Below are 12,890 nucleotides of genomic sequence, written 5' to 3' on the forward strand. Positions count from 1 at the left end.
TCTGCTATCCCCTTAAAAGCCTTCTCGCCACCCAGACCCTCTGGAAGAAGGTTATCCAAGCAAGGATTACTACGAGGTAAACGCCCAGCCAAACCCTCCCAACGAGGGCCGCAATCGTGATTATTATGAGCCTTTCTCCTCTTTCCGCTATCCCAACGGCCAGCGTCCCAGAACCGGCCAGCTCTGCTCTGCATCTCGCATAGCTTACCATATACGACCCGATTAGGGCCAGGAAAGCTATGGGCCACTCAACAAGGCCGCCGAGGGCTATACCAAAGAGTATAGCGGCGTCACTAAGCCTGTCGAGGGTAGAGTCCAGGAAACCACCAAACCGGGTAACCCTGCCCGTGAGCCTCGCGAGAGAGCCGTCGAGAGCATCGAAAAATGCTCCAATGGCAAGGAGTAAGGCAGCTACTCTCTGATCACCGCGGTAGAAGGCGTAAGCCGCGGCCAGGGAGAGTAAAAGACCCAGAACGGTGAGATGATTAGGGGAAAAGCCAAGACGGACAAGGGGTCTTGCGGCTGCCTCAAGCCACCCTCTAATGCCCGGCCTCAGCTTGCTCAGCATCCTTTCTGACCTCCACAACTTTCTTTCCTCTTGCCTGCGGGATTATCCTGAGCCTCGCATCCTTAAATTCTTTCCTGAGACCCTTCCCCTCAAGAAGCCTGTCGAGGAAGACGGCGAGGGCCGCAACCTCGCTGTGGGGCTGGTTTCCTATGGCAACGTTGTAGTGGGCGAGCTCGTAGACTTCTCTCGGAACCTTTTCGGCACCGACGACAATCAGGAGATCCTCCCCCCTCCTGTAGGCATCCCTTATCTCCTCGATGACGTCATCGACATGGAGGCCATACATCGTTAGATGAACGACGATGCCGGACCACTCCCTTATGACTCTTCTCCAGTTTTTGTTGAACTCGAGGAAGAATGGACCTCCCCACCTCTCCACGACGTCCTCCACGCTCTCCTTGACTTTTTCGTCCGGTTCTCCCGCTATTATGACCCCATCAGCTCCAAACGCTCTGGCTGTCAGCGCCACGTGGGTGGTTATCCTCTTGTCCCTCCCGGGCCTGTGACCAAGACGGAGCACCACTATCATGGCTATCACCTGTAGATGCTACTGAACTTCTCCCAATAAGCCCTAAAGTCCTCCGCCCAGTCCATGTCCCCGTAGAACTTGTAAAGGGCGTCAACACTGCCCCTAAGGGTGGCAGGGTTGTGCTTTTTAAGGATAGTGGACGCCTCCTCCGGAGGTGCCGAGGCGAATAGGAAGAGTGCAAACCTCTTTTCCTCCGGAGAGAATTCGGCCACCAGTATCGTTAGCCTCGTGAAGGCCTCACGGTCAAGCCTCTCAGAGAGGACGTCAAGGAGAACATCTTCAATGTTTCCAACGTACTCCTTCGCAACATCAACATGACCATGGCCAGCCCCTTTCGGCCTCTGGGCGACCAGGGAGTATCCATTCCTCGTGATGAGCTGGTAGATCCTTGGGAACCACCTGCTGGCGATGAAATCTTCCCTCGTCCCGAAGAAGGACGTATCGAAGTCCACAACGTACCACCTTCCAGAAGCGTAGAACTCGACGAATGCCTTTCTGGTGCAGTCGAAGCCATCATAGAGGGTTACAAGTCTAGCCGGGATATTGAGGGAGCGAAGATAGGCAACCATAAGTATGTTGGCCTCCGTCGGGCTTATCGAGGACCTTTCAAGTATATCGGAGGGATTAAGAGTTGTAGTGTTTGTGTCGAGAGTGTGTTTGGTGAGAATAAGGTTAAAGAGGGCCCTGGCCGCGTCAACATCCGACTCGGCTTCATTCACTACGGGGAGAACGACTTCTCTAAGGGCGGTCCTGTTGAACGATGAATCACTTCTATAAACCCACTCCCAGTAACCGTCCACGACCCTGTCTAGCCATATCCATTCCGAATTATTCCCGTAAGCGGTTTTCAGGACTTCACTGCTCATCTCCCAGGGCCGCCACACGCTCTTAAAGGTTGCCTCGGCAACGGCCCGCCCCGACTCGCCGGCAGTCAAATACTCCACTACAACGAGAACCCTCTCAGAAAGCGAGGCATATGGAGCCTTCAAAACATAGGTCAGGGAAACGCTTGAATTAGTTTCTAGAAATTCCGGGAACTTGGGGGATTCTACAACTTCAAAGCGGCCTGGGATTAATTCAACGGAAGTTATCCTAGCGAGTTTTCCAAGGCCATTGACGATGGTTACTCCTACCTTGAACTCGGTCCCCCCTTGGACCTCCTTGGGAGCGTCAAGGTATATGGACAGCTCAGAGGTAATGGGCTTTCCAATAACCTTTATCCTTGTCTCATAGGTAAATCCCTTCCAGACCCTGTGAAGTTCATCCGTTATCTCGAGGTAAACTTTAAGCTGGTAGTCCCCGGGGACTAGGGGCGCCCTCACCATCCAAACGAGCTTCTTAGCCTCCCCAACTTTCAGAACATCGGGAAAAGAAGGGCTCTTCACGACCACGAACCTCTCATCATCTATCCAGAGGTAAACGTCTTTTATCCCTACCTTCCCGGTGTTGTTTATGGTAACGATTATGTGGAAGGTACCCCCCGGCTGAACAACACTCCTGTCGACCTCGAACTTTACCTGGGCCGGGGGCTTTATCAGACAGCCCGAGAGCAGGACCACTGAAAGGAGGAGCAAGGGCAATACCCTGAACCTCATGTCCACCAAAGGTTATTTAAAACCGGGATTAATTAACCTTACGGGTGGGAGAGATGATAACTCTAACAACGGACTTCGGCCTGCGCGGGCCCTACGTGGGGGAGATGAAGGCTGTCATGCTGGGACTCAATCCCAAGGCCATCATAATTGACGTTACGCACTCAATAACCCGCCACTCTGTTTTGGAAGGCTCCTTCGTCATGGAGCAGGTCGTAAAGCACTCCCCAAAAGGGACCGTCCACGTGGGGGTAATCGACCCCGGCGTCGGGACGAAGAGGAGGGCCGTGATAATCGAGGGAGAGCAGTTACTTGTCGTGCCCGATAACGGCCTTGCAACGCTCCCCTTGAAACACCTTCGCCCAAGAAGGGCCTACGAGATAGACTTCGAGAGGGTGAGGAAGTTTACGAGGAGGGCTATAAGCTCCACGTTTCACGGCCGGGATGTATTCGGGCCCGTTGGAGCTCTTCTGGACGCGGGCCACGCTCCCGAAGAGTTCGGCAACGAGATAGACCTCGACTCCCTGGTTAGGCTTGACCTTGAGCCGAGGATGGAAGGGGACATCTGGAGGCTGAGGGTTATATACGTGGACGACTTCGGCAACGTCATTCTGAACCTTGAGAACTACGAAAGGCCGAGAGCGGTAGAGCTCCCAGACTTTGGCCTGACGATTCCCTATCTTGACACCTACGGCCTCGTTGAACCTGGCGAGCTTCTGGCCCTTCCAGGGAGTCATGACTATCTTGAGATAGCGGTCAACCAGGGGAGTGCAGCTGAAAGACTTAACTTGAAGGTTGGGGATGAGGTGAGAGTGAAGCTCCTTTAGTAGTCCTCAAGGTTTTAAACAGTAAAACAACAAGTCTAACATGGTGATACGTGTGGTTAGCATAAGGCTGAAGGTCGGACCCAAAGGGCAGATCGTTATTCCAAAGGTCTTTAGGGAGGCGTACGGGATTAAGGAGGGAAAGGAGGTCATAATAGAGCCAACCGAGAGAGGCCTTGTAATAAGAGCGCCAGTGGACGCAGAAAAGCTCATGGAGAAGCTGAGAGAAAGGAGGAAGAGGATGAAGGGAAGAGGTGTACGGGCCAAGCTCGGCGATCTTAGGAGTGTTGACCTGGAGGATGAGTTCGATGAAGGTGTTCCTTGATGCCAGCTTTATCATTTACCTCAACGTTGATCTACCCGAGGAGGATGCTGAGAAAATAGATGCCCTTTACAAGAGGCTAGTTGAAAATGAAGAGCTCTACACGGACCCCCTCGTATTGGATGAGGTCATTTACGTCTTATGGAAGAAATATCGGATTCCGTACGAGGAGACGATTGACATGCTGGACGATATAATAATTCCCTATGTAAGCGTTCTTCCGGTAGGTTTGATGGAATATCTCAAGGCCCGGCAGAACATTCTTAAGTACGGGCTCAGGCCATCGGATGCCCTTCACTTAGCGGTAATCGAGAACAGCGGTATTCAGGCCATAGTAACCGAGGACTGTGATTTCGATGACGTGCCTGTAAAGAGGATATGGATTTAAGGGTGGTCGAGATGCCGAAAAGAGGATTATTCGTCGGCCGGTTCCAACCTGTTCACAACGGCCACATAAAGGCCCTCGAGTTTGTCTTCGACCAAGTTGACGAGGTTATAATAGGCATTGGAAGCGCCCAGGCCAGCCACACACTCAAGAATCCCTTCACTACCGGTGAGAGGATGGAGATGCTAATAAGGGCCCTCGACGAAGCCGGCCTGACGAAGAAGCGCTACTACCTAGTCCCGCTTCCCGACATAAACTTCAACGCCATATGGGTTCCCTACGTGGAGAGCATGGTCCCCCGCTTTCATGTGGTCTTCACCGGTAATTCCCTCGTCGCACAGCTTTTTAGGGAGAGGGGTTACAAGGTCATCGTCCAGCCCATGTTCAGGAAGGATATCCTCTCCGCCACCGAAATAAGGAGGAGGATGATTGAAGGGGAACCTTGGGAGGAGCTCGTCCCGAGGAGCGTGGCCGAGTACATAAAGGAGATAAAGGGTGTCGAGAGAATAAAGATGCTTGCCACGAACCTTGAGAAGAACGAGAAGGAGCTACAGGCGCCGATAAGGATACCCGAGTATTAGGTGGTGCCCATGGACGAAATTTACGAAAAACTCAGGAAAATGCTTAGGTCAGAGATAATCGACGTGGAATTCGACGGCGACAAGATAATCGTCTATGTTCCAAAGGATCAGGTCAGAATTGCCGTTGGCACCGGAGGAAGCGCCGTCAGGGCGGCAGAGCTCGTGCTGAGGAAGAAGATTGAGGTGAGAGCCAGGTGACGAGAAGGAGCGAGCTCGAAGACCTAATACTTTCATACGCGGTCCTACTCCTCCTTTTCTCAGACTTCGAGCCCGTTAAAATGCCCTACGTGGCCCCAGCTATTCTCACCGCCTTCGTCTTTCACGAAATTGCCCACAGGCAAGTTGCGAGACACTTCGGCTACGTGGCCTTCTACAGGCGATGGGACACCGGCATAATTCTGGCACTTCTCCTCGGCGTCCTGACCAAGCTAACCACAGGAAGGGCTTGGATCTTCGCCGCCCTTGGAGCGGTCCACATCTACGCCCCCTACCAGTACTGGGAGGACAGGTACGCGGAAGGATTAATATCCCTCGCGGGTCCCCTGGCGAACATCGCGGTGGCTACCATCGGCCTATTGATATCTAAACTCTTTGGTGGATTTTTCGGCCTGATCGCTTGGTACACCGCCCTAATCAATGCGTGGCTGGCGTTCTTCAACCTCCTTCCGGTCCCTCCCCTTGACGGCTTCAAGGTTCTGAGGTGGAATCTAGCGTACTGGGCCGTCGGTATGGGCGTTGCTTTCCTACTTTACAATATCACCTGAAGAAATCCCGGGGCGGCCTGGGTAATTATTTTTACCCACATATCGTTTAGATATTCATCGAAAAGATTAAAAGCGTGCAATCGAAGGAAGGGCGTAGAGATAAGGGGTGGTAAAGATGGAGGGGATTTTCCAGAACGAGATTATAAAGCAGATTCTCGCTAAGTATAGGCGTATCTGGGCTATAGGGCATGCTCAGAGCGTCCTTGGCTGGGACATGGAGGTCAACATGCCAAAGGAAGGCATCCTAGAGCGCTCGGTAGCTCAAGGAGAGCTTTCCGTTCTCAGCCAAGAGTTCCTTCTAAAGCCGGACTTCGTCGAGCTTGTCGAGAAAGCGAAGGGAATCGAAGACCTCAACGAGTACGAGCGCGGAATTGTTAGGGTCCTAGACCGCTCCATAAGGATAAGCAAGGCCTTCCCACCCGAATTCCTCAGGGAGAGGAGCGAGGTAACGAGCCAAGCGACGAAGGCCTGGGAAGAGGCCAAGAAAGACGATGACTACTCCAAGTTCGAGCCCTGGCTCGACAAAATCATCGATCTCGCTAAAAGGGCCGCCGAGTACCTTGGCTACGAGAAGGAGCCCTATGACGCCTTACTTGACCTCTTCGAGGAGGGCCTAACAACCAGGGAAGTTGAGAGAATGTTCGAGAAGCTTGAGAAGGATCTCAAACCGCTCCTCGAAAAGATAATGGAGGAGGGCAAAGTTCCACAAAGTCATATACTTGAGAAGGAGAAGTATGAGAGGGAGCAGATGGAGAGGGTAAACATTTGGATTCTCCAGAAGTTTGGCTTCCCACTGGGAGTTAGGGCAAGGCTCGATGTTTCGGCACATCCCTTCACAACCGAGTTTGGTATAAGAGATGTTAGGATAACCACCAGATACGAAGGCTACGACTTCAGGAGAACTATTTTGAGCACGGTCCACGAGTTCGGTCATGCACTCTACGAGCTCCAGCAAGATGACAGGTTCATGTTCAGCCCAATAGCGGGCGGAGTTTCCTTAGGAGTTCACGAGAGCCAGAGCCGCTTCTGGGAGAACATCATTGGAAGGAGCAGAGAGTTTGCCGAGCTGATATATCCAATCCTCAAGGAGAACCTGCCCTTCATGTCTGGTTATACTCCAGAGGACGTCTACCTTTACTTCAACATTGTCAGGCCCGACTACATAAGGACTGAGGCGGATGTCGTCACCTACAACTTCCACATCCTGCTTCGCTTCAAGCTTGAGAGGATTATGGTCAGCGAGGAAGTTAAGGCAAAGGATCTGCCGGAGCTCTGGAACGAGGAGATGGAGAGGCTTTTGGGCATAAGGCCGAAGACTTACAGGGAGGGCATCCTCCAGGACATCCACTGGGCCCACGGAACAATAGGTTACTTCCCAACCTACAGCATAGGAACCCTCCTCGCGGCCCAGCTCTACTACCACGTAAAGAGGGATATTCCAGACTTCGAGGAGAGGATTGCGAAGGGCGATTTCGAACCCATAAAGGCCTGGTTGCGCGAGAGGATACACCGCTGGGGCTCAATCTACTCGCCTAAGGAGCTCATAAAGAAGGCCATCGGCGAAGACCTAAATCCGGAATACTTCGTGAAGTGGGTGAAGGAGAGGTATCTGTGACTTCTCCTATTTTTTTGCTAGGGCACAATTGCATGGGCAAAGGAATGTCTTAATCGTTATCCTGAGAGGGAGGATAAAGTTATTGAAAGTACATTGAACTGGGTTCAGGGATATTACAAAGCGCTTACAGGTAAGAACATGCCCCAGGAAATCTTGAGAGTGATAGAAGAGAGACTTTGCAAAGCCTATATTTACGTTTTCTTTACTGCTTCCATGCTCCAATGATACTCCGGATGGTTTCTTGGAACTCTTTTTCACCGGGCTTGTCTGGGAACACCTACTCTATTACCCTATTCAAGTTCATATCTGTAATGCGTGGGTATTCTTTCGAGTGCCGCCCCGATGTGTACTCCAAAAGCTGTTTTAGATCGTTCTGTGTAATCTCAACCTTTGCGTCTATTAGAACTGCTCTATTAGGTGGATTTTTGAGGATATCCCTCCTTGAGTAGTACTCTCCCCTGAAAATCATGATGTCAGGTTTCACATGGATTCTTTTGGAAGAACGCATCGATGCAAGAACTTTCATAGCTTTCGCAGAACTTCTGGGTAGTTTTACTCCAATAATTTCTCAGCCTCTTCGTACTCGCCGTTTGCTATTCTCTTTGTGACCTCGTCAATTATTGGCCAGAAATAGTCCCACACTACCTCAGTCCAGTCTTTTATTGAGAACTGGTGCCACACAGTAAGTGGTAGATTTAAATTGCTTCTTACTAGTGTTGACAGGTCCTTGTGCGTTATCCAAAGTGTTCTCTTCTCTGGAGCTTTTGTGAGTTTCCCTCACTATAAGATGTTCGTTTTCTAACTTGATGGTCATTTAGCTCCCCGTCTTGGGTTAAAGCATAATAGTTTTTAATGTTTTTATGTTGGGGGCAATGCTTAAATATGATGCATGTGTTCAGTGTATTGGTGCTTGCTATGGCGAAAACCATAACGATTTCAGATGATGTTTACAGAGAGCTTGTGAGGATTAAAGGAGACAAGTCGTTCTCGGAAATTCTGAGGGAGCTGCTGAAGGAGAGAAAGGGAAATTCTCACGTTCTTCTCAGGATATTCGGAATACTCAATGAGAAGGAATACAAAGAAGTTAAGAAAAAATTGAAAGAGCTTGAGGAGGAGTTTGAGAAATGGGGGCAGTCCTTGATACAAATGTGATAATTGAAGTTGCACGAGGAAACGAGACTGTCCTTAGGGATGTTCTTTCCATTGACAGCACGTTTTATATAACTTCAGTGACGAAGTTCGAAATTCTTATCGGTATTCCAAGAAAGAAAGAGCTCCTATGGTTCAACATTCTTGAGGAGTTGCCCTTCGAGGGGCGAGCCGCTGAAATCGCGGCCTACCTCCACAAAAAGCTTAAAGAAATGGGCAATATGCTCAGCCTCAGGGACTTGTTCATAGCGGCAATATGCCTCGTCAACGATATTCCGCTCGTAACTCTCGATGAAGACTTCAAAATATTGAGAGATTTTGGGCTTGAGGTTCACATAATTAGGAGGCAATAAGCCACCCTCAACGGACAGCGTCATTTATCTTCCTCTATCGGCTCCACCTCTATCGCGACAACGCCATACTTCTTCTCCCTCTCCTCGTCGTAGAACTGCCTGTAAACCCTGACGCCCTCCTCTATGCTATCAACCCCAGGCAAAACGTTTTCCAAACCCTCCTTCTCCAGCATCTCCCTGAATGAGGAGTAAACGCGTAGGGCCTTCACCCTGACTTTCAACTTCCCACCCTCGAAGGAAATTATGTCGCCCGGCTTTATTTGCCGTCTCTTCTCGTCGTATAGCCTTCCTTCAATCTTCTTCTTCCCGGTCCTTATCAGCTCTATATACTCCTCCTGGAGCCCCATTTCCCACTCCATGCTCACCACCTCATAGCAGTGCCCTCACGATGCTTGGGCTTATCCTTATAAGCTTCGCCAGGAGCCTAGGCCTCCTAAGTATAGCCTTAGCGGTCTTTAGGTGGTCGTCGAAGTCCGCCTGTGCCTCTATTATGGCCCTCGCCTCTTCGCTCCCGAGTACGTCGAAGATTTCCTCGATAGCGTCCTGGGAAAGCCTGCGGAATAACCTCCTAAACCTCAGACCGAAGGATATCTGGCGCCTTATCCAGGAGCAGGCCTTCTCGTAGGCGTCAAGGTTATCCTCGAGGAGGGCATTCTTTAAGGCGTGGGCGCAGACCATTCCAAAGACTATGCCGCCCGCCGTCGTCGGCTTAATCTGGAGGGCGGCATCCCCTATGAGGGCCACATTTCCCCTTACCCAAGGCCGTCTAGTTCCAAAGCCCACGACACCGCTTTTAAACTCCACGACGGCCTCCGGCTTTAGCATGCGAACCTTCAAGAACCGGGCGAGGGCATCGACGCTACCAAAGGTGCCCACCCTGGCTAGGCCCTCATTCACCGGCGCAACCCAGAAGAAGAAGTCGGGATTCATATCTTTGTTCACCCAGACCTCCACGAAGTCCTTCCTCGAGAAGTCCCCAACGACCTCGACCTCAAAGCCAGTGAGGAACTCGGCCCTAGTTCTGGCCCCAATGGCCTTAGCCACAGCGCTGTTCACGCCGTCCGCCCCAATATAAAAGGTGGCCTCAACCTCGAACTCCTTTCCAAGGTGCTGAAGAACGGCCCTGCCGTTCCTGAAGCCGATGAACGTCGTCGCCATGTAGTATTCCGCCCCCCTCCTTATGGCCTTCTCCGCTAATGTCTTCTCAAGGATCTTCCTGTCAACGAGATAGGCCTGAGGAGCCTTTCTCTCGACCTCAAAGCTCCTTATCCTGGAGTAGAAGACCGCACCCCTGAACTTGTTCAAAATGGCGTCTTTCGGGAGCCCCAGCCTCTCAAAACTTTCGGCCCCAATTATGCCGGTGCAAGCCTTTCCCCCAAAAGAACCCTTTTTCTCGACGACTGCGACCCTGAAATCGCCGGCGAGCAGGTAGGCGAGGTAGTTCCCAACGGGCCCACCACCTATTATGAGCACGTCGTACTTCATATTATCTCCCCACCGTTTTGAGTGGATTTTTAAAATCTAAAAACCTAACCTCCCGGGGTGATGGCATGAAGGTCCTGCTTACAGGTTTCGAGCCGTTTGGCGGTGAGAGTATAAACCCCTCTTGGGAAGCTGTGAAAAAAGTAGAAGTCGAGGGAGTTGAGCTCGTTAAAAGGAAGCTTCCCGTAAGCTTCAAGCGGGTAAGGGGGGAACTACCCGCCATAATCCTCGAAGAGAGGCCAGATGTTGTAATACTAACTGGACTCGCGGGAGGCAGGCCCAACATCACCGTGGAGCGCGTGGCCATAAACGTCATGGACGCGAGGATGGATGACAATGATGGTTACAAGCCCGAGGACGAGCCCGTGGTAGAGGGCGGGCCCGATGCCTACTTCTCGACCCTGCCCATTAAGGCCATCATAAAGGCCCACAGGAATGCCGGAATCCCTTCGGCGGTCTCAAACACAGCCGGCACATACGTCTGCAACACCGCCATGTACGTCGCCCTCCATACCGTCAAGACGCACGGCTTGGACACCATAGCGGGGTTCATCCATGTTCCCTACATTCCGGAGCAGGTGCTCGAGAAGGGAGCACCCTCCATGCCCCTCGATATGATTGTCAAAGCTATCGAAATAGCCGTGCGGGTCAGCGTGGAGCACAAATTATATAGGCCGGAGAGGTGAATGATACAGAGGTGTTCAGCTGTGAAGAGGATCCTGATATTTTTCCTGCTCCTGTTCCTCATTCCGGCCGTCTCCGCCCAGTACGCTGTCTTCGATGTTGAGGGTGAGATCTGGGTTTTAGCGGGCGACCTCCACGAGGGTTCAGTCCTCCTCAAGAACGACCTGTCCGTTAACTTTGACTATGTCATCATAAGGAAGCACTCGATTCTCGATTCTGAGGGCAAAGAGGTTGAAGGCATCTACGTTACCTTCAGAAGGACGAGGTTCGGAGCGTGGGGAACGGGAGAAGCCAAGGAGCTGGAGTACATCGCCTTCGCGGAGGCCGACGTTCCCCCGGGCACCTACACCGTTAGCTTAACCCTGTGGGGTTTCGTCGGCGGCAAGATCTACGTGATAAAAGCAAATATTCCCCTTGTTGTCTCCGACAAGTCCCTGGTCTTCCACGAGGCCACTTCCTACATCGAGGAGAGGCCCTTCTCCGACGTCGCCCTCAACGGCGAGAGTATAGTGGTCTACTCCCACGTCACGAACCTTAAGAGCTCTAACGTTACCCTTAGGGCCAAAGCATATCTGGTTGGTTTTCAAGGGGTAGTCTTGAAAGAGGAAAGGGTTCTGAGCCTCGAGCCAGGAGACAATCTGATACGCTTTGAGCTTAGAATCCCCTACGACCTGCCTGCAGGTGAATACGAGCTCGTTTATGAGCTGAGGTATGAGAAGGGTGAGTATAGGTATTCGAAAAAATACTGGGTGGAGTTCGGTGTTAGCGTTGAGGGATTTTCGGTAGAGAGCACATCTACCTTCGAAGGTGAGGAGAACGTAGGATACGTCACGGTGATTTCCGAAAGGACGATAAAAGTTAACGTAACCGTGGAGGTTTATGGAGAAGACGGGAGCAATGTGTGGAGCGAGAGAAAGGAATATCTGCTCGTCGAGGGGCCTAACATGATAAAGGTCTCTCTTCCCACGTCTTCTCCAGGAAAGAACACCGTGAAAGTTGAGGTGAGCTATGGGAACGTTAATCTAGGGTCGGCTACCGGATGGTACACCGTTATAGCTTATCCGAGGATAGAGAATGTTGAGTTCGACGAGAAAGGACCCCAGCTAATAGTCACCGTGGAGAACAGGAATAACGCCGAGGTTGCCGCCCTTCTGAGCTATAGACTCTCATGGGAAAACGGCAGAATCTACAAGGAAACGGAGGAGGTAAGAATACCGCCAGGAGAGAGCCTATTAGTTATCCCCCTGCCAAAGGAGCCCGGAAACGTAACTTACGAGCTTTCCCTTGATGCCCTTGGAAAGACCATAGAGGTCAAGGGAACCATAGAGATAACTCCCGAGACCCCTACACCCACTCCTACGAAGAGCGAAACCGAAACCAGGAGCAAGGTGCCTGGAACAAACACAACCGTCACGGAGACCGTTGAAGGGGAGAAGGGAGGATATGAATACCTGATACTCCTCGCCTTTGTGATACTTGCCGCGATAGTTGTTCTCCTCATGGGAAGGGGGGGCAGAGGAAAGAAAAGAAGACAGAGGCCGAGGCCCAAGAGGTCGTCACCTCTGGGCAGGTTCAAGCCCCCAAAGCCCCCCAAGTCCGTGGAGAGGAGGGAGCTCCCTAGGAGGAGGTGAGCCTTGGAGAGGGCCACAAGAATAATAGAGGTCGAAGTGGCAAGGATAAACTCCCATCTTCCGAGGGCCAGAAAAACGCTTGCCCAGCTACTCTCTGAGGAAGAGCCTTCAATAACTCTCAAGGATGGAAGCAAGCACTATTTCAGGCGAGAAGAGCTTCAGTTCATAGCGTCCCTCCTCGACGAGGGCGAGAGGGAAACGCTCAGGCTCCCCATAATCCTTGAGATAAGCACCGTCACAAGGGAGCACTTCAGGGTCAGGGGAAGGACTGAGGTGAAGGTCATACAGAATGTTCTCGGCATCGAAGAGGACCTTGAGGAGAGATCCGTCCTCGAACTCCCCCGCTACCTGCTAGCCAAAGTTAGGAGAGCCCTCCCGACGACCACAACTTACGCCTTCATACTGGAGTGA

The 12,890-nt window shown here is 51.7% G+C and carries 17 protein-coding genes; 12 read left to right on the forward strand and 5 right to left on the reverse strand.

What is annotated here, in order from left to right:
- Nucleotides 1–4 precede the first annotated feature (4 nt).
- The 3 genes from pgsA to PYCH_RS09175 are packed head-to-tail and all read right to left on the reverse strand — an operon-like array spanning nt 5 to nt 2,692.
- Entirely contained in the window at nt 5–568 is a 564-nt protein-coding gene (gene pgsA / locus PYCH_RS09165; RefSeq protein ID WP_013906581.1) for an archaetidylinositol phosphate synthase, read from the reverse strand.
- On the reverse strand, nt 540–1,097 hold the full coding sequence (locus PYCH_RS09170) for a tRNA (cytidine(56)-2'-O)-methyltransferase (RefSeq protein ID WP_013906582.1): 558 nt from the start codon (nt 1,095–1,097) through the stop codon (nt 540–542). The genes pgsA and PYCH_RS09170 overlap by 29 nt, the downstream gene beginning before the upstream one ends.
- Before the next feature lie 5 nt (nt 1,098–1,102).
- A complete protein-coding gene (locus tag PYCH_RS09175) occupies nt 1,103–2,692 on the reverse strand; it encodes a transglutaminase domain-containing protein (protein WP_013906583.1) in 1,590 nt (529 codons plus the stop codon).
- A 53-nt stretch (nt 2,693–2,745) separates the two neighbouring features.
- On the opposite strand from PYCH_RS09175, the gene PYCH_RS09180 reads away from it, so the two are divergent.
- The 9 genes from PYCH_RS09180 to PYCH_RS09225 all read left to right on the forward strand — a co-directional run bounded on the left by PYCH_RS09180 (nt 2,746) and on the right by PYCH_RS09225 (nt 8,682).
- Nucleotides 2,746–3,516, forward strand: a complete 771-nt coding sequence (locus tag PYCH_RS09180; protein ID WP_013906584.1) for an SAM hydrolase/SAM-dependent halogenase family protein — start codon at nt 2,746–2,748, stop codon at nt 3,514–3,516.
- Nucleotides 3,517–3,556: 40 nt separating this feature from the next.
- On the forward strand, nt 3,557–3,838 hold the full coding sequence (locus tag PYCH_RS09185) for an AbrB/MazE/SpoVT family DNA-binding domain-containing protein (RefSeq protein ID WP_237698666.1): 282 nt from the start codon (nt 3,557–3,559) through the stop codon (nt 3,836–3,838).
- Nucleotides 3,822–4,223 carry a type II toxin-antitoxin system VapC family toxin gene (locus tag PYCH_RS09190; RefSeq protein WP_013906586.1) on the forward strand — a complete coding sequence of 134 codons (402 nt, stop codon included), beginning with the start codon at nt 3,822–3,824 and terminating at the stop codon, nt 4,221–4,223. Before PYCH_RS09185 ends, PYCH_RS09190 begins: the two co-directional genes overlap by 17 nt.
- 11 nt (nt 4,224–4,234) lie before the next feature.
- On the forward strand, nt 4,235–4,801 hold the full coding sequence (locus PYCH_RS09195) for a nicotinamide-nucleotide adenylyltransferase (protein WP_013906587.1): 567 nt from the start codon (nt 4,235–4,237) through the stop codon (nt 4,799–4,801).
- 9 nt (nt 4,802–4,810) lie between these two features.
- Nucleotides 4,811–4,999 (forward strand): KH domain-containing protein, encoded by a 189-nt coding sequence (locus PYCH_RS09200; RefSeq protein ID WP_013906588.1) that lies wholly within the window; start codon nt 4,811–4,813, stop codon nt 4,997–4,999.
- Nucleotides 4,996–5,565: a site-2 protease family protein gene (locus PYCH_RS09205; RefSeq protein WP_013906589.1), complete on the forward strand. Its 570-nt coding sequence runs from the start codon at nt 4,996–4,998 to the stop codon at nt 5,563–5,565. The genes PYCH_RS09200 and PYCH_RS09205 overlap by 4 nt, the downstream gene beginning before the upstream one ends.
- A 115-nt stretch (nt 5,566–5,680) precedes the next feature.
- On the forward strand, nt 5,681–7,180 hold the full coding sequence (locus PYCH_RS09210; protein ID WP_013906590.1) for a carboxypeptidase M32: 1,500 nt from the start codon (nt 5,681–5,683) through the stop codon (nt 7,178–7,180).
- Nucleotides 7,181–8,095: 915 nt separating this feature from the next.
- Nucleotides 8,096–8,332, forward strand: coding sequence for an antitoxin VapB family protein (locus tag PYCH_RS09220; RefSeq protein ID WP_013906593.1), 237 nt, complete (start codon nt 8,096–8,098; stop codon nt 8,330–8,332).
- Entirely contained in the window at nt 8,305–8,682 is a 378-nt protein-coding gene (locus tag PYCH_RS09225; RefSeq protein ID WP_013906594.1) for a type II toxin-antitoxin system VapC family toxin, read from the forward strand. The genes PYCH_RS09220 and PYCH_RS09225 overlap by 28 nt, the downstream gene beginning before the upstream one ends.
- Nucleotides 8,683–8,702: 20 nt before the next feature.
- On the opposite strand, the gene PYCH_RS09230 is transcribed toward PYCH_RS09225, so the two are convergent.
- Entirely contained in the window at nt 8,703–9,041 is a 339-nt protein-coding gene (locus tag PYCH_RS09230; protein ID WP_013906595.1) for an ASCH domain-containing protein, read from the reverse strand.
- Nucleotides 9,042–9,051: 10 nt separating this feature from the next.
- Nucleotides 9,052–10,167: a geranylgeranyl reductase family protein gene (locus PYCH_RS09235; protein WP_013906596.1), complete on the reverse strand. Its 1,116-nt coding sequence runs from the start codon at nt 10,165–10,167 to the stop codon at nt 9,052–9,054.
- Nucleotides 10,168–10,232: 65 nt separating this feature from the next.
- Between PYCH_RS09235 and pcp the strand changes: the two genes are divergently transcribed.
- The 3 genes from pcp to PYCH_RS09250 are packed head-to-tail and all read left to right on the forward strand — an operon-like array spanning nt 10,233 to nt 12,890.
- A complete protein-coding gene (pcp, locus tag PYCH_RS09240; RefSeq protein WP_013906597.1) occupies nt 10,233–10,850 on the forward strand; it encodes a pyroglutamyl-peptidase I in 618 nt (205 codons plus the stop codon).
- A 21-nt stretch (nt 10,851–10,871) separates the two neighbouring features.
- A complete protein-coding gene (locus PYCH_RS09245) occupies nt 10,872–12,479 on the forward strand; it encodes a hypothetical protein (protein ID WP_013906598.1) in 1,608 nt (535 codons plus the stop codon).
- Between the two features lie 3 nt (nt 12,480–12,482).
- Nucleotides 12,483–12,890 carry a DUF61 family protein gene (locus tag PYCH_RS09250; protein WP_013906599.1) on the forward strand — a complete coding sequence of 136 codons (408 nt, stop codon included), beginning with the start codon at nt 12,483–12,485 and terminating at the stop codon, nt 12,888–12,890.

Origin of the sequence: Pyrococcus yayanosii CH1, from assembly GCF_000215995.1 — an archaeon.
GTDB classification, from domain to species: domain Archaea; phylum Methanobacteriota_B; class Thermococci; order Thermococcales; family Thermococcaceae; genus Pyrococcus; species Pyrococcus yayanosii.